We start from the raw sequence: 18,453 nt of genomic DNA on the forward strand, positions 1-18,453 counted from the left end.
ATGTTTTACCATTAAGAAATTTAAGCTTCATTTAAAATTCCTAAAATCATCTCAAACAATCTCTTAAGATGGTTACCGGATGCATTGCTTTTCTATTGGTTCCGTCAAAAATCTGGTGTCTGCAACTTGTTCCTGCAGCCGCAATTGCTGTTTTTTCATCGGTAGTACGAATTTTTGGAAACAAGGTATCTTCGCCCATTTGCATACTAATTTCATAATGTTCTTTTTCGTAACCAAATGATCCCGCCATACCACAACAACCTGAATTATAAATTGTAACGGTACTGTTTTTAGGTAAATTCAACATCGCAAACGAAGCTTCGACAGTACTTAAGGACTTTTGATGACAATGCCCGTGAATTTTTATTGTTTTCTCTACATCCGAAAATTGTCCTGAATGTATTTTTCCTTTTGTAATTTCTCTTTTAAAGAATTCTTCAATTGTAAAGGTATTTTTAGATAATTTTTCGGCATTATCTTTATCATACGCCAATCGAATATATTCATCCCTAAAAGTCAATATAGCCGAAGGTTCTATTCCGATTAATGGAGTATTCTCATTAATTAAATCCTTAAAAATTGCGACATTTTTATTGGCAATGTCCTGCGCTTCTTCCAGAAAACCTTTAGATATAAAAGCTCTTCCGCTTTCTTCATGATCTATTACAATTACCTCGTAACCTATTTTGGTCAGTAATTCATAAGCATCAATCCCTACCGAAACATCATAATAATTGGTAAACTCATCACAAAAAAGATAGACTTTTCCGTTTTCGAAAGAATTATTTAGAGCCAGTTTTTTATTTTTTTCGTACCATTTTCTAAAAGTTGTTGGTGCCAATAAAGGAACTTGTCTTTTAGGAGCAATACCCATACTTTTTTTAACCAAAGGCAAATTGGCAACAAAATTGGTCATAGAAGGCGCAATGCTTCCTAACTTATTGAGTTTTGAATTGAAAGCAAAGATTTTATTTCGAACAGAAAATCCGTTTGCTTTTTGATATTGATACAAAAACTCTGATTTTAAAGTCGCCACATCAACATTACTTGGGCATTCGCTGGCGCAGGCTTTACAACTTACGCACAACTCAAATACTTTATACAATTCTTCGTGATCGAATTTGTTCTCTTTTTCTGAATGTGTCAGGTATTCTCTGAGCGCATTGGCTCTGGCGCGAGTGGTATCTTTTTCGTTTCGGGTGGCGCGATAACTAGGACACAGAGTTCCTCCTGCCGATGGTAATTTTCTGCAATCACCAGAACCATTACATTTTTCGGCAGCACGCAAAATCCCCATGCTGTCTGAAAAATCCTGAATGGTTTTTATTTCTGGTTCAATTCTTCCTGCTTCAAAACGAAGATTTTCATCCATTTTAGAAGCATTTACAATTTTCCCAACATTCAAAATAGTATCAGGATCAAATGCTTTTTTTATTCGTTTCAGCAGTTCATAGTTTTTATCGCCAATCATAAAAGGCAAAAACTCTCCACGCAAAATTCCGTCGCCATGTTCACCACTTAATGAACCTTTGTATTTTTTCACCAAATGAGCCACTTCCGTAGAAATATTTCTAAACTGGTGTAATCCTTCTTTTGTTTTTAAATTGATCTTCGGACGTAAATGCAGCTCTCCGGCACCGGCATGCGCATAATAAATCGCACTTTGTCCGTGTCTTTCCATCATGGCAGCAAAATCGGCAATATAATTGGGTAGATCGCTCAGTTCAACTGCAGTATCTTCAATAGAATCGGCCGCTTTATCATCGCCAACAATACTTCCTAAAAGTCCTAAACCTGCTTTTCGAACATCATTTACTTTATCAATATCAGCTCCGTAAATTTTAGGTAAAGCATATCCAAAATTGTTATCCTCAAGATTTTTAATCAAAGCATCGGCTTGCAACTCGGCATCTTCCATACTAATATGAGATCCTACTTCGAGCATGATAACCGCTTTTGGCTCTCCCACGATAAAAAATCGGTTTTTAGCCTGTTCCCTATTGGTTTTGGTACAATCTAAAATCGTATCATCCATCATTTCGCATGTATACAAATGATGTTTCATTGCCGTAACCACCGCTTCTAAACTTTCCTGAATGGTATGAAAATGCGCCACAACCATAATATTGTTTGTTGGCGGTAAATCATCTACTTTTAAGGTGATTTCTGTAGTAAAGGCAAGTGTTCCTTCGCTTCCGCAAAGTAGTTTTCCTAAATTGATGGTGTTTTCTGTTCCCGAAAATAATTCTGAACTTAATAATGCATCAATCGCATAACCAGTATTTCGTCTGTGAATTTCAGGTTTCGGAAATTCATTTTTGATTTCTTCCTGATTTTCTTTGTTCGAAAGTTCCTCGTAAATCGTTTTATAAATTTTACTTTCTAAAGAATCTCCTTTGGTTTTCTCCATGAATTCCTCCGAAGACAAATCCTTAAAAACGGCAGTACTTCCGTCACTTAAAACCGCTTTTATCTCTACAATTTTATCTCGGGTAACGCCATAACGTATCGAAGTTGTTCCGGATGAATTATTTCCTACCATTCCGCCAATCATACATCGATTTGTTGTTGAGGTAGTTGGACTAAAAAATAATCCGTGTGGTTTGAGATATAAATTCAGTTCATCGCGAATTACTCCGGGCTGAACCGTTATAGTTTTCTTTTCAGCATCAAAAGATACAATCTTGGTAAAATGCTTAGAAACATCTACAATTATTCCGTTTCCTACCGTTTGTCCTGCCAAAGATGTTCCGGCAGTTCTGGGCGTGATAGAAATTTTGTTTTTTGCCGCAAAGCGAATGATCTTCACAATATCTTCTTCTGATTTTGGAATTGCGACTGCCTGAGGCATAATTCTATAAGCAGAAGCATCAGTGGCGTATAACTTTTTATGAAGCTCGTCATAAAAAAGAGTTCCTTCTAATGAATCAGATAATTGCTGTAATTGGAGAAGACTGGACATTTTATTGGTTGGTTTGCTTTTGGTTGGTTAATCTGAAATAATCTATTTTATTAGATACCTAACAGGTTTTAAAAACCTGTTAGGATATTAGATTTTATTAATAATCAAAACGTTTAAAAGCTTCGATTGCTTCGTATTCTGCCAATCCTAAATCATCATATAAAATGGCAGTATTTTTATTACGGTCTTCGGCTCTCACCCAGAATTCTCTTGAGTCATTTCCTTGAAACATTACGCGGTCTTTCTGAGATTGATGGTATAAAATTGCACTACGTTTTAGCAATACTTCTGATGGAGAAAGCGGAACGGCCATATCAATTTCGTGAATGTCCCATTCGTGCCAGGCTCCTCTGTACAACCACAACCAGCAATCATCCATATATTTCTCTGGTTTTAATTCTTTCATCGCTGCAAAAATCGCATTCAGACACACTTCGTGCGTTCCGTGCGGATCTGCTAAATCTCCGGCTGCAAATACCTGATGAGGTTTTATTTTAGCAATAATATCTTTTACGATCGCAATATCTTCAGGTCCCAAAGGATTCTTTTTTACCTGTCCTGTTTCATAAAACGGAAGATCTAAAAAGTGCGTGTTTTCATCTTTTAATCCAATATATCTTGTCGCTGCGTAAGATTCTCTTCTACGAATCAATCCTTTTAATCTTCGAACTTCAAGAGAATCGATTTGGTTCTCAGATTTGCTATTTAGAAAATCAATCACCGCTTTAAAGTTGATTTGTGTTTCAGCATCGCCTAAAAAATCTTTCGCCACTTCGGCAAATTTTAATGCTTCATCATCTGTAACCGCAATATTTCCAGAGGTTTGATATACTACATGTACATCGTGACCTTGTTTTATTAATTTAGAAAAAGTTCCTCCCATAGAAATCACGTCATCATCAGGATGCGGACTAAAAAGAATTACTCGTTTTTGTGCAGGAGTAGCTCTTTCCGGACGGTGAGAATCATCTGTATTTGGTTTGCCTCCTGGCCAGCCTGTAATGGTGTGCTGCAATACGTTGAACATATTAATATTCAAATCATAAGCAGAACCTTCCTGCGCCAATAGATCAGACATTCCATTGTTATTGTAATCTCTGTCTGTTAATTTTAAAATTGATTGTTTGGTTTCTTTACAAAGCCATACGATTGCTTTGCTTTTTAATTCCTGTGTCCAGGTACATCCGCCCACCAACCAAGGTGTTTCAAATCGTGTTAATTCTGAGGCCGAAAATTGGTCTAATACAAAAGTTGCATTAGTATGATTTTGTAAAAAAGTAGCAGGAACATCTGAAGATATTTCGCCCTGAATGGTTCTTTTTATAATAGAAGCTTTATTTTGTCCCCATGCCATCAGAACAATTCTTTTTGATCTCAGAATGGTAGAAACTCCCATTGTGATCGCTCTTTTAGGAACGTTATCGATACCATTAAAATCTGATGAAGCATCGACTCTGGTAATATGATCTAAGGTAATAATTCTGGTTCCTGAATTGATGTGCGATCCCGGTTCGTTGAATCCTACGTGCCCGGTACGGCCAATTCCTAAAAGCTGGAAATCAAGTCCGCCGGCTTGTTTTATTTTCAATTCATAATCTACACAATATTGGTTCAGTTCTTCTATGGCAACTGTTCCGTCGGGAATGTTTACATTTTCCGGTTTAATATCGATGTGATTAAAAAGATATTGATGCATGAAATAATGGTAGCTCTGACGATTCTCTTTGGTCATTGGATAATATTCATCCAGATTAAAAGAGATAACATTGTAAAAACTAAGGCCATCTTCTTTGTGCATGCGCACCAATTCTTCGTATACTTTTATAGGTGAAGATCCTGTGGCAAGTCCTAAAACACAAGATTCATTGTTTGCTTGTTTTGAACGTATTAATTCGGCTATTTCCTGAGCAACAATTTTTGAACCCTGAACAGAATTTTCAAAAATCACGTTATGATTTTTTTCAAATCTGGTTTCTTCAAATTTCCCGGGTATGTCGTAAGCCAAAGAAGTATTCGTTTTCATAATATATCTTAGTTAAAAAATTAGTTTTAACAAATATATATACAAAAAACAGAACAAATACATTATTTTGCGTTATTTAACAAAATAAAATTCAAATAACGCAAAATAACGCAAAAATTGTTATTTGAATTGTAATCTATAAGATAAAAACACCCGATTTTCTGTATTCTTCAAGTCTTGCATCTTCCGGATCCAATTCGGTAACTATAGTGTCTAATAAATTTAAATCGCAAACCACATGTGGCATCTTTGTATTTAATTTATCTGAAGAAAACATCGACACAACCCTATCAGAAGCCTCTATCATGGCTTTTTTGACAATTGAAATCTCATATCCAATCTCGGTTAAGCCTTGTTTTATATTAATACTACTGGCTCCAATAAAGCAAATATCAGCTTTAATTTTAGACACAACCTGAATTACATCCATACCTATTGTTACCATTGCATTTTTTTGCATTTTGCCACCAATAAATATTAAATCGATATTAGGATGTTGTGATAATTGCATGGCGATTGGTAAACTATACGTATATATTGTCGCCTTTAAATCTGAAGGAATCAACTTTGCAAAAACTAAATTAGTGCTTCCGCCACTCATTATAATAACCTGTCCGTCATGTAATAAAGACAATGCTTTTGTTACGATCTTTTTCTTTTCTTCCTCGGCAGCTATATTAATATTAAAAACGTCAACTGATTTTTCTGAAACCTGCACAGCTCCGCCATACACCTTCTCCAGTTGCTTTTTACTGTCCAGTTCGTTCAAATCACGCCTAATCGTATCTTCTGATAAATCCAGAGCCAAAGCTAAATCTGTTGTGACAACTTTCTGTTCTTCAATAAGCTTAGTCATTATATATTTATGTCTCTCGGCTTTCAGCATTTTTTTAAAAAGTTAAAATTCAGGACAAATATATCAAATATTTCAATTGAATAGCAGGCATTTTGTAAGAAACTGCAACAGTTTGCATATTTATATTAAATAATAAAAAGCAGAAAGATTTTACATACTAAATATGCGTTATTTTGCGTTTTTTGAATTAAATTTCGAAAAAAAATACAAAATACTGCATTTATATGCAATAAATAAATATATTTGCTCAACAACCATTAAAAAAACCAAATAATCATGAAAAAATTATTCCTTATTTCATTGTTGGTTTTGTTCATTCAAGTAACATTTGGGCAAACAAAAACAATTACCGGAACTGTAAAAAGCAAAACGGATGGGTTTCCTATACCAGGGGTTAGTATCCTTATACAAGGAACTAAAAACGGAACCACTACCGACTTTGACGGAAACTACAGTATTCCTGCCTCGCCAGGGCAAAGCTTAGTTTTCAGCTACATGGGATCTGAGACACAAGTGGTAAAAATTGACGGGCAACAAAAGATCAACATTTCTCTTGCTGAGAGTACGTCAAAACTAGACGAAGTTGTTGTGGTGGGATTCTCTTCTCAGAAAAAAACAAACTTAACCGGAGCTGTTGCCTCAATCGATGTAGCTAAAACAATTGGAAGCAGACCTCTTACTGATGTAAGTAAAGCTTTACAAGGTACTACACCGGGGGTAAATGTTAGTTTTAACTCAGGAAATATGAATCGTGCGGCTACTATTAACATACGTGGAGCCGGTACTATTAATGGTTCAGATGCTCCTTTAATATTAGTTGATGGGGTTCCTACAGATTTATCACTTATTAACCCAAATGATATCGCAACAATGACGGTACTTAAAGATGCTGCTTCGGCTTCTATCTATGGTGCGCGTGCTGCTTTTGGGGTGGTATTGATCACAACTAAAGGAGGAAAAACCGGAGAAGGAAAAGTAAGATTTTCTTATTCTGCCAATACGGCGTTTACGAACCCAATTTCTACTTTACAATTCTTAGATCCAACAGAAGAAATTCCCGGGCTGGTTGCTGCAGGAACACGTACTGATGGTTCTGTACCGGAAATTTTTGGTGCAAACTACAATACTTTACTAGCCGGAATTAAAAACTGGAAAGAAAAATATGCACACAATCGTACCAGTAATGAAATGGTTTATGGTGAAGACTGGGAGATTAAAAATGGTACACCTTACTTCTACAGAGTTTGGGATAATAACAAAGAATTGTATGCAAAAAATGCGCTTCAGACTACTCACAATCTTTCTGCGCAAGGTAATTTAGGAGAAAAAAGTTCGTTCTTTGCTTCGCTTGCTCTTACTAACCAGGAGGGTATGTTAAGAGTAAATCAGGAACAAAGACAAAGAACAAACATCAACTTAGGATTTACTACAAAATTAGCTGACTGGCTTACGGCGGATTTCAAAGTAATGACGATTAACAGTACATACGACCAACCATTTAACTACTACGGTGGTGCTGGTACTGATGATCCGCTTTATACAGGTTATTTTGGATATGCACTTCGTTGGGGACAATATTTCCCGAACTTCGGAACATACAGAGGGTATAATTTCCGTACTGCAGGAGGATATTTAGCTAATGCATCACGAAATGAAAACGTTAAACGTAATAACAGGTTAAGTGGTAAATTTACAGCAGATATTACAAAAGATCTTAATGTAATTGCTGAGGTTAGCAGTGTAACTGAAACGTACAACAGAAAACAAAATGGTGGTAAATTCTTAGCATGGGACAGCTGGTCTGCTATGCCATACGATGCTACAACAATTCAAACTGCAGTTCCTGCAACTCTTGAAGCCGGAAATGATTATGTAGCACAATCTAAATCAGAATCTATTACCAATGTTGTTAACATTTATGCTAACTACAAAAAACAAATAGACAAACATAGTTTTAAAGTTTTAGGAGGTTTTAACTCTGAGTGGCAGGATTTCTCTCGTAATTATGCGAGAAGAAATACCCTTTTAGACAAATCAAAACCAGAGTTTAATCTTGCAGTAGGAGAACAATTTGTTTCAGGATCTGCAAATACTTCACTTAATCCGGCAGAAACAACGTATTCTATCGCAGGTTTCTTTGCTCGTATTAACTATGATTACAACGGAATTTATTTATTAGAATTGAATGCACGTTACGATGGTTCTTCAAAATTCCCTACAAACGAACAATGGGGATTCTTCCCTTCTGCTTCTGTAGGATATAAAATTGTGAATGAAAAATTCATGGAAAGCACACGTGGTTGGTTAAACGACCTTAAAATTCGTGGTTCTATTGGTGCAATCGGAAATCAAAACGTAGGAAACAATGCTTTCTTATCGATCATGAATTCTTCTAATCCTTCATGGGTAAATAGCGGTTCTACATTGCCTCCTTCTACAGGTTTACCAACTAACGTTGATCCTGCATTAACATGGGAAAAAGTATACACAAAAGATGTGGGTATTGATATTAAAATATTAGATATGCTTGGTGCTTCGTTTGACTGGTACCAGCGTGATACAAAAGGAATGTTGGCTCCTGGTATAACACTTCCGGGTTCATTTGGTCAAAATGCAGCTCAAACCAACTCAGGAAACATGAGAACAAGAGGATGGGAATTGTCTTTGAACTTTAATAAAAACTTAAGCGAAAATGCTTCTGTATTTGTTGATGTAGCTTTATCTGATTACAAATCTGTAATTACAAAATGGAACAACACTTCTAAGTTATTAGGTTTAGTTACTACTACTACATATCCTTATTATGACGGATTCGAAATTGGACAAATCTGGGGTTTAACCAGCGACAGACTTCTTCAGGCTGATGACGTAATTACCAATAACGGTAAAACAGTAAATGGTGTTGATTACTCTAAAACAATGGTAGGTAACTTTAAATACGGAGCAGGAGATGTTCATTATGTAGATCTTGATGGCGACGGAGTTATCAGTCGTGGTGCAGGAACTGCAGACGATCACGGAGATTTGAAAAAAATTGGTAATTCAACGCCACGTTACAAATATGGTATTACATTGGGTGGAAAATACCGCGGATTTGATATTTCTGGTTTCTTTCAAGGAGTTGGAAAACGTGATTACTGGGCTGCTTCAGATGCAGTATTGCCTTTCTACCGTGCGCCTCAGCAAATGTATGCTAACCAGGCTGATTACTGGACACCAGAAAATACTCAGGCTTATTGGCCAAATCCATATTATGGAAATGAAGCTAATACTCTTGGTTCGGGTACTTCAGGTTCAAACAACTTTGTTACATCAACAAGATATTTGCTAGACATGTCTTATTTACGTCTAAAAAATGTTACTCTTGGATATTCACTGTCAAAAGATTTAGTAAAAAGAGCACGCTTAGAGAAAGTAAGAATTTATGCATCAGGAGAAAACTTAGTGACTTGGGCAGACAAACGTCTTCCTGTTGACCCTGAAATTGATGAAGCAGAGGTGTTCTGGGGAAGAGCTTATCCTTATACCAAAACAATCTCTTTTGGTGTTGAGCTTGCTTTTTAATACTAACCATTCAAAACTTTTAAAATGAAAAATTCAAATATAAAATCAAAATTTCTGCTGATGTTTGCTACAGCTGTAGTAGCAACAACGGCGGTTAGTTGTTCAGATTATTTAACAGATGATCCTGCAGATAAATTTACAAACGAAAACTTCTGGCAATCAGAAGATAATGTAAAAACATTTTCATGGCTTAATTATGATACTTTTTATGGCTACGGAAATGGTACAACAATCGGACTTTCTTTTTTCTATTATCATGGAAGTGATTATAAAGTAGATGATAACTTATCAGCATTTACTTTTTATCAAATGCCGGTTACTGCTGCTACCACAAATGTTTACTCATGGAATGAATATTACACGCTTATTCGTCGTTGTAACTTAATGTTGGAAAAAATACCAACAGTGAGCATGTCTGCAGAGAAAAAGAACCACTATATTGGGGTTGCAAAATTCTTTAGAGCTTATACATACTATCGTTTAGTGCAAAAAATGGGAGATGTTCCGTATACTGACAGATATTTAGTTCAGGGAGATCCTGCAGTTTATGCTCCGGCAATGCCAAGAGCAGAGATTATGGATAAAGTAATTGCAGATCTAGAAGAGGCCGCAAACTTAATGCTTCCATCAGATGATAAAAATGCTACGGTAAATAAATACACAGCTTATGCAGCATTAAGTAATGCCTGTATTTATGAAGGAACGTACAGAAAATACCATTTAGGTCAGGATGGCAGCGCTTACCTTAACAAAGCAAAAGTAGCTTCGTTAGCGGTAATGAACAATCCGGTTTATAAATTAAACGCCGACTGGAAATCACTTTATAATTCAGTTGAATTACTTGGTAATAGCGAAGTGATACTTGCAAAACGTTATTTAACAAACGTATTGATGCACTCTTTACAAAACTATACGAATACATCTACGATTCAGTACGGTTTAACAAAATGGGCTGCTGATAGTTATGTAACGACAAACGGATTACCAATTCAACAAGTTGGAAACGCTCAGTATACTGGTGATGATAACGTAACTAAAACTTTTGCTAACAGAGATCCACGTTTTGGAAAAACTGTAAACCCTGCAAACTACGGTTATAAAGGAAAACCTTTTGGTACTACAGCTTTAGTTTCGATGTCAGGATATGTATTCGAATTGTACAACAATCCTGCTACAACTGGTCCTGATGTTACAACAGGTGGACGTAACTATACTGATGCGCCAGTATTTACATTAAGCGAAGTATACTTAAACTACGCTGAGGCTTGTGCTGAATTAGGTACTGCTACAAATAATGATCTTGATATCTCAATCAATAAAGTACGTGCACGTGCAGGAATTGCTGCTTTGACAACTGACGGAAATAATGCTTCTGCCGGAAGTGTAGTGATTAACGACCCTAGAAGAACTTCAGCATTAGAACAAATCTCTGGTGTTGTAAGTCCGCTTATTTGGGAAGTACGTCGTGAACGTCAAATCGAATTCATGAGCTGGACGACTTTAAGACAAGCAGATATTTACCGTTGGAAAAAAGGAGATTATCTTGATACTTCAAAAAATCCTGATGTAAATCTTGGAGCCAGAATTGGTACTCCGATAGGATCACAAACGGTAGTAGATGGTAATGGATATGTGAAAATTTATCCTTCAAGTGCAAGAAACTTTGAAGCAAAACATTACTTAATGAATATCCCAACAAATGATATTGATTTGTATAAAGCTCAAGGTGTTACATTAAAACAAAACCCAGGTTGGTAATTCTTAGTTACTAAACCAAAAAATAATACACTACCTCTGGGCATCAAAACCAGAGGTAGTATTTTAAAATTATTTCTTTGTAAAAAAGACAAACAGTAATTGGACAAAAATAAAATTGCGGTCTAAAAATCATAGACCAAATCCTTCAAGAATACCACACAAACATCATCCAATCAAAAAATCAGGCAACCCAATCAAATAATACTATAATTTTATTGAGTCAATTTTTGTCTTCTCACTACTAAACTGTAATTTAAAATGATAAAATTCATAGCAAAAAGTGTCTTTATAGCAGCTTCTATAATATACACACCGTCTTATTCTAACTCATTTCAAAAAACTGCAAAAAATAACATTCACGAAATTAAAGCTTCGACCATTAAAACCGGAGCCGATAATTACGAAAAATACCTGCCTTTATTAAAAGATAAAAAAGTAGGCATCGTTACCAATCAAACCGGAATTTTATCTGATAAAACACATTTGGTAGATTTTTTATTAGAAAAAAAAGTGGCCGTACAAACCATTTTTGCACCAGAACACGGCTTTAGAGGAACTGCAGATGCAGGAGAACATGTAGTTGACGGAAAAGACCCAAAAACAGGATTACCTATCATTTCTCTTTACGGAGACAATAAAAAACCAAAAGCAGCTCAATTAACCGGAATCGATGTTATGATATTCGATTTGCAGGATGTCGGTGCGCGTTTTTATACTTATATCTCTTCTTTGCATTATGTGATGGAAGCTTGTGCAGAAAACGGAATTCCGCTTATAGTTCTGGACAGACCTAACCCAAATGGCGGTATTGTAGACGGACCACTTTTAGAAAAAGAATTCACCAGTTTTGTAGGTATGCACCCTATTCCGTTGCTTCATGGAATGACAATTGGAGAATATTCGAAAATGATCAACGGCGAAAAATGGCTAAAAAATGCGGTACAATGCAAACTAACCGTGATTCCGTGTGTAGATTACAAACGAGATATGTCTTATAGTTTACTTGCAAAACCATCTCCTAATTTACCTAATAACCAATCGATTAACTTATACGCCAGTTTATGCCTTTTTGAAGGAACAAACGTAATTATGGGACGCGGAACCGAAAAACAATTTCAGATTTATGGTTCTCCTTTTTTAACGAAAACCAGTTTTACTTTTACTCCAAAACCAAATTTTGGAGCCAAAGATCCGCTTTATAACGGAAAAGAATGTTTTGGAGAAGATTTAACTTCGTACCCAAAACTCACTCAATTAGAACTTAAATGGCTCATAAAAGCCTATCAAAATACAAGTGATAAAACGAAATTTTTCAATCCGTTTTTCACCAAACTTGCCGGAACAAAAAAATTACAACAACAAATAGAAAGCGGAGTTTCAGAAAATGAAATAAGAAAGAGCTGGCAGAAGGATTTAGAAACCTTCAAAAAAATGAGAAAAGCTTACCTACTCTATTAAACAATTGTTATTACATATAGTTCTTATGTTTTTTTTAAATAAATGAAATGCCTTTTTTAAAGTAATAAACTATTCCGAAGCTTCGGGACTATGTGTTTAAAAAAAATACCCAACGAGTAAAAATAGAACCAACTAAATTGCAAAATATCGAAACCGGTTATTCGAACAACTTTGGTTTCAAAAATCAAAAAAAGAAAAATGAAAAATAAAAATCCTGAAACTGAACAAGAATCTTTGTACAAAGACTTGGATCAAATGAGCGTGAAAGAACTTCTTACGAATATCAATACAGAGGACAAAAAAGTACCGCATATTATCGACGAGCAAATTCCTAAAATCGAAAAACTGGTTAAGGCCATTGTAAAAAAAATGCAATTGGGCGGTCGATTATTTTATATTGGAGCCGGAACTTCCGGACGAATTGGAATCCTGGATGCATCAGAATGTCCGCCAACTTTTGGTGTACCGCATGATATGATTATCGGAATTATTGCCGGTGGAGATACTGCCATTAGAAAAGCCGTAGAAAATGCCGAAGACGATACTGAGCAAGCCTGGAAAGACCTTGCCAAATTTGAAATCTCAAGCTTGGATTTTATTATCGGGATCGCAGCTTCCGGAAATACACCTTATGTTTTAGGCGCTTTGAAAAAAGCCAAAGAACACAATATTAAGACAGGAAGTATTTCCTGCATCAGCAACGGACTTATCGCTCAGGAAGCCGATTATCCTATCGAATTAATTGTAGGCCCAGAATTCCTTACCGGAAGTACGAGAATGAAAGCCGGAACAGCCCAAAAACTAACCTTAAATATGATCTCAACTTCGGTAATGATTAAATTAGGAAAAGTAAAAGGCAACAAAATGGTCGATATGCAGCTTTCTAACGAAAAACTGGTAAAACGCGGTATCAAAATGATTATGGAAGAACTTACAATTGAATATGATTTAGCCGAAGAATTACTGCAAAAACACAAAAGTGTAAGAGCCGTATTATTGTCACAAACCAAAAACATGGAAAACTAAAATTTTTAATAGATTTATAGTCTTTAAAATTTTAATTTATAAATTTCGAAATGCAACGAAAATCTGGCGGGTTTTAGAAACCGGTCAGATTTAATCAACATAACAAACCAAAACCACCCAACTATACAATGACACCAAGTACCATCCTCCTTCTTATCATCATTTATTTCGGAACCTTATTTTATATCTCGCACAGAGTGAGTAGAAAAGATGGCGGAAATGATGCTTTTTTTACCGCCAATAAAAATTCAAAATGGTATCTGGTTGCTTTTGGGATGATAGGAACCGCTCTTTCCGGAGTTACTTTTATATCAGTTCCCGGAGAAGTGGGTGCGCCAAGTGGCGAGCAATTCAAATATTTTCAGTTTGTTTTGGGCAATGCATTAGGATTTATAGTAATTACAAAATTATTATTGCCCTTGTATTATCGTATGAATCTAACGTCGATTTACGGTTATATCGAGCAAAGAATGGGCTTTTACAGCTATAAAACTGCCGCTTCTATTTTCCTGATCAGCAGAACTGTTAGTTCGGCGTTCCGACTTTATTTAGTGGTTATTGTATTACAGCGTTTTGTATTTGATTTTTATAATATTCCGTTTGCCTTTACCGTCCTGATTTCTCTTGTACTTATTTTTTCTTATACCTACAGAGGCGGACTTAAAACCATTATTATTACAGATACTTTGCAAACGTTTTTTCTGGTAACATCGGTTTTCCTTACCATTTATTTCATTTGTGATCGTATGGATTTAAGTGCTATTGGCGCTTTCGAAGAAGTAAAAAACAGCAATTATTCTAAAATATTTTTCTTTGATGATTTTCTCGGAAGCAAATTTCATTTTGTAAAACAAATATTAGGCGGAATGTTTGTAACAATCGCCATGACAGGACTTGATCAGGATTTAATGCAAAAAAACCTGAGCTGTAAAAACATTGGCGAGGCACAAAAAAACATGTTCACCTTTACAGGAATCTTTGTTGTGATCAACATTTTCTTTTTGAGTGTTGGAGCTTTGCTTTATATCTATGCCAACAAAAACGGCATCGCGATTCCAACGGATTTAGTTACAGGAAAACCAAGAACCGATTTACTTTTCCCGGAAATCGCACTGAACCATTTGGCTACAATTCCTGCTATTGTATTTTTGTTAGGAATCATCGCAGCAACATTTGCCACAACAGATTCGGCATTAACAGCATTAACGACTTCTTTTTGCGTTGATTTTTTAGGCATGGACAAAGCCGAAAACAGCAAGAAAAATACCGTTCGAACAAGACATATCGTGCACATTAGTTTCTCGGCATTGATTTTCTTTGTGATCCTTATTTTCAACTCGATCAACGATAGTTCTGTAGTGGGCATGATCTTCAAAGTGGCTTCGTATACTTATGGTCCGTTACTAGGATTATATGCTTTTGGATTGTTCCAGAAATCAAGACATGTAAAAGACAAATTTGTTCCCGTAATTTGCTTATTATCGCCTTTCTTTACGTATTTAATAAACGAAAATTCAGCAGCATTATTTGCAGGATATGTTTTTGATAATGAATTAATTGTACTTAACGGACTTATCACTTATTTAGGATTATACCTGACAAGTTCCCGCAGCACAGAAAAAATAAGTTTTTAAAACCACCTTAAAAACACAACCCTATTGATTAATCAATTGATACTTTTATTAAGTTTCAATTGCCCAAAAAATAATAAACATGAAAGATTACATCATAAAAATCAGCCTTTGCGCTTCATTTTTATTTTTAATCACCAATTGTGGCGTTTCTAAAAAAGACAATACAGTTAAAGATTTAAAAACAGATCCTGTTACAAAAGATACGGTAGTTTACGTTGCCCCAAAAACATCAGAGAAAAAGACTTTTTTTAAAGACTCTGACAAAGAAACTGCCTGGGTCGACAGCATTTACAGTAAAATGTCACTTCGTGAAAAAGTAGGTCAGTTGTTTATGATTTCGGCTTATTCTAATAAAGATTCTGTTCACGTAAACGAAGTCAAAAAATTAGTTCAGGAATATAAAGTTGGCGGAGTAATCTTTTTTCAGGGCGGTCCGGTTCGTCAGGCCAAACTAACCAATTTATATCAGTCGAAAGCAAAAGTACCTTTATTCGTAGGAATTGATGCCGAATGGGGATTAGCCATGCGATTAGATTCTACTTACCGATATCCGTGGAATATGACTTTGGGTGCGATTCAGGATTTAAAATTAATTGAAAACGTTGGACGAAACATGGCCAATGAAAACAAGCGAATCGGAATTCATTTTAACTTCGCTCCTGTTCTGGATATCAATACCAATCCTAAAAATCCAATTATCGGGAACCGTTCTTTTGGTGAAGACAAAGTTAATGTAAGCGAAAAAGCAATTGCTTTAATGAAAGGCGTACAAAGTCAGGGCGTTTTTAGTACCGGAAAACATTTCCCGGGACACGGAGACACCGCAACCGATTCTCACCATGCTTTGCCTTTGGTTAATTTTTCGAAAGAAAGACTGGAGCAAATAGAATTATATCCGTACAAAAGAATATTCGACGAAGGTTTAGTATCTGTTATGGTCGGACATCTTAATATTCCGAGTTTAGAGCCAATTCCAAATCTTCCTTCTTCGGCTTCTTATAATGTGGTTACGAACCTGCTTCAGAAAGAATTAGGTTTCGAAGGCTTGATTTTTACCGATGGTTTGGCGATGAAAGGCGCCAGCAATTTTAAAGGTCCCGGAGATTTAGAAATTGCCGTAATTCTTGCCGGAAATGATGTTCTACTTTGTCCGGAAAATGTTCCCGTGGCCGTTCAAAAATTAGAAGCAGCTTATACTGAAAATGTAATTACTGAGGAACGTCTTGCACATTCGGTAAAAAAGATATTACATTATAAATTCAAGGCCGGATTAAACAAATACAAGCCAATAGATATGGCCAATATTTACAACGATCTTAATCCGTCGCAAAATGATGCTTTGCATTATAAATTATACGAAAACGCCGTTACTGTTCTAAAAAACGAAAAGGAAATATTGCCTATCAAAAACTTAGAAGAGAAAATTGCCTACGTAAAATTGGGCGATGATACGAACAGTGCTTTCATTTCTACATTAAAAAAATATACTGAAATAACCGAAGTTAAAGACACCAATCTTGATAGCCTGAATAAGGAATTGAAAAAGTTTGATAAGGTGATTATCAGTTTTCATAAAGTAAATAAACCTTGGGAAAAGCAAGAATTTACATTAACAGAAATGCTTTGGCTAAAAGAAATTGCAAAACGCAACGACGTAATTCTTGACATCTTTGCCAAACCTTATTCGTTATTGTCTATTAATAATTTTGATGATATCGAAGGTTTAGTGGTTTCTTATCAAAACTCAGATATCAGTCAGGTAGTTTCGGCTGAATTACTTTTTGGAGCCATCGAAGCCAAAGGAAAACTGCCGGTATCGATCAATAATTTTTTCAAAGTAAACGAAGGATTATCTACAGAAAAATTAAATCGTCTGGCTTTTAATGCTCCTGAAAATGTGAATATGAATCCGGCGATTTTATCAAAAATTGATGCCGTGGCGCAAAAAGCAATCGACGGAAAAATGGCACCGGGAATGCAGGTTTTAGTAGCCCGAAAAGGAAATGTTATTTTTCAGAAATCGTACGGGAATCAAACTTACGAAAACGGAAAAAAAGTAACCAATACAGATCTTTATGATGTTGCTTCGATCTCAAAAATGATTTCGACATTACCAAATGTGATGCAATTGTACGATAAAGAAAAAGTAAATCTGGACACGAAACTAAAAGATATGGTGCCGTTTTTTGCCAAAACAAACAAAGAAAACATCATTTTCAAAGATTTGTTAACGCATTACGCCGGACTTCAGGCCTGGATTCCTTTCTATAAAGCAACTTTAGACCCACAAGGAAAACCATCTGAAAAATACTATCGTAAAGTTGCCGGATCGAACTTTACAACAAAAGTGGCAGACAGCCTTTATATTCGAAATGACTATCACGACACCATCATGAAAATCATTGCCGATAGTCCGTTATCGCTTAAAAAAGAATACAAATACAGCGACTTTACTTTTATTATTTTAAAAGAATATCTGGAAAGAAAAACGCATAAAAAACTGGAAGATCTGAGCAGGCAGAATTTTTACAGCACACTCGGGATGAATAATACGCTTTACAATCCGTTAGACAAATTCGATAAAAGCAACATTGCTCCTACTGAGATTGATACCTATTTCAGACATCAGGTTATTCAGGGTTATGTGCACGATATGGCAGCGGCTATGGAAGGCGGAGTTGCCGGTCACGCCGGAATTTTTTCTAACGCGATGGATGTTGCCAAAATGATGCAATTGTATTTGCAAAAAGGAAATTACGGTAATAAAGAGTATTTCTCGTCACAAACATTTGATGCTTTCAATACTTGTTATTATGCAGATAAAGGTGTCCAAAGAGGTTTAGGTTTTGATAAAAGAATAGGCAAAGACGGTCCAACTTGTGCTTGCGTATCTCCGTCTAGTTTTGGTCACACAGGATTTACAGGAAACATCGCCTGGGTTGATCCCGAAACAGAAATTGTTTATGTATTTTTATCCAACAGAACCTATCCCGGAGTAAATGGCGACGAGAATAAACTAGCCAAAGGAAAAATTAGAGAAGAAATTCAGCAAATTATTCAGGAAGCTATTATGGTGAAGTAAAAAATTATAATTAACCATATAAGGAATGTAAGTTCATTTAAATGTTAGAGCAAAACTAATATGTTCTTATATTCCTTATATGGTTCAAAA

Annotated in this window: 9 protein-coding genes; 6 read left to right on the forward strand and 3 right to left on the reverse strand. The window is 35.6% G+C overall.

The annotated features are described in order from the left end of the window. Window positions 1-46 precede the first annotated feature (46 nt). From FLACOL7796_RS03935 to FLACOL7796_RS03945, 3 genes are all read right to left on the reverse strand, one after another. Complete coding sequence (locus tag FLACOL7796_RS03935) at window positions 47-2,962, reverse strand: FAD-binding and (Fe-S)-binding domain-containing protein (RefSeq protein WP_173969530.1); 2,916 nt, start codon at window positions 2,960-2,962, stop codon at window positions 47-49. A 97-nt stretch (window positions 2,963-3,059) separates the two neighbouring features. Beyond that, window positions 3,060-4,985, reverse strand: coding sequence for a glucosamine-6-phosphate deaminase (gene nagB, locus FLACOL7796_RS03940; protein ID WP_173969531.1), 1,926 nt, complete (start codon window positions 4,983-4,985; stop codon window positions 3,060-3,062). Window positions 4,986-5,121: 136 nt separating this feature from the next. Then, the gene (locus tag FLACOL7796_RS03945; RefSeq protein WP_173969532.1) at window positions 5,122-5,871 is read right to left on the reverse strand and encodes a DeoR/GlpR family DNA-binding transcription regulator; all 750 of its coding nucleotides are present in this window, start codon (window positions 5,869-5,871) and stop codon (window positions 5,122-5,124) included. 246 nt (window positions 5,872-6,117) lie between these two features. Here FLACOL7796_RS03945 and FLACOL7796_RS03950 point away from each other — a divergent pair, with 246 nt between their 5' ends. The 6 genes from FLACOL7796_RS03950 to FLACOL7796_RS03975 all read left to right on the forward strand — a co-directional run bounded on the left by FLACOL7796_RS03950 (window position 6,118) and on the right by FLACOL7796_RS03975 (window position 18,363). Further along, the gene (locus FLACOL7796_RS03950; protein WP_173969533.1) at window positions 6,118-9,405 is read left to right on the forward strand and encodes a SusC/RagA family TonB-linked outer membrane protein; all 3,288 of its coding nucleotides are present in this window, start codon (window positions 6,118-6,120) and stop codon (window positions 9,403-9,405) included. A gap of 24 nt (window positions 9,406-9,429) precedes the next feature. Beyond that, the gene (locus FLACOL7796_RS03955; protein ID WP_173969534.1) at window positions 9,430-11,163 is read left to right on the forward strand and encodes a RagB/SusD family nutrient uptake outer membrane protein; all 1,734 of its coding nucleotides are present in this window, start codon (window positions 9,430-9,432) and stop codon (window positions 11,161-11,163) included. Window positions 11,164-11,421: 258 nt separating this feature from the next. Then, window positions 11,422-12,621 carry an exo-beta-N-acetylmuramidase NamZ family protein gene (locus FLACOL7796_RS03960; protein WP_173969535.1) on the forward strand — a complete coding sequence of 400 codons (1,200 nt, stop codon included), beginning with the start codon at window positions 11,422-11,424 and terminating at the stop codon, window positions 12,619-12,621. Window positions 12,622-12,780: 159 nt separating this feature from the next. After that, window positions 12,781-13,647, forward strand: a complete 867-nt coding sequence (gene murQ / locus FLACOL7796_RS03965) for an N-acetylmuramic acid 6-phosphate etherase (RefSeq protein WP_394367904.1) — start codon at window positions 12,781-12,783, stop codon at window positions 13,645-13,647. 128 nt (window positions 13,648-13,775) lie between these two features. Continuing rightward, complete coding sequence (locus tag FLACOL7796_RS03970; protein WP_173969537.1) at window positions 13,776-15,281, forward strand: sodium:solute symporter; 1,506 nt, start codon at window positions 13,776-13,778, stop codon at window positions 15,279-15,281. 79 nt (window positions 15,282-15,360) lie between these two features. Next, on the forward strand, window positions 15,361-18,363 hold the full coding sequence (locus FLACOL7796_RS03975) for a glycoside hydrolase family 3 N-terminal domain-containing protein (RefSeq protein WP_173969538.1): 3,003 nt from the start codon (window positions 15,361-15,363) through the stop codon (window positions 18,361-18,363). Window positions 18,364-18,453 lie beyond the last annotated feature (90 nt).

It is taken from the genome of Flavobacterium bizetiae (assembly GCF_902804475.1).
GTDB classification, from domain to species: Bacteria; Bacteroidota; Bacteroidia; order Flavobacteriales; family Flavobacteriaceae; genus Flavobacterium; species Flavobacterium bizetiae.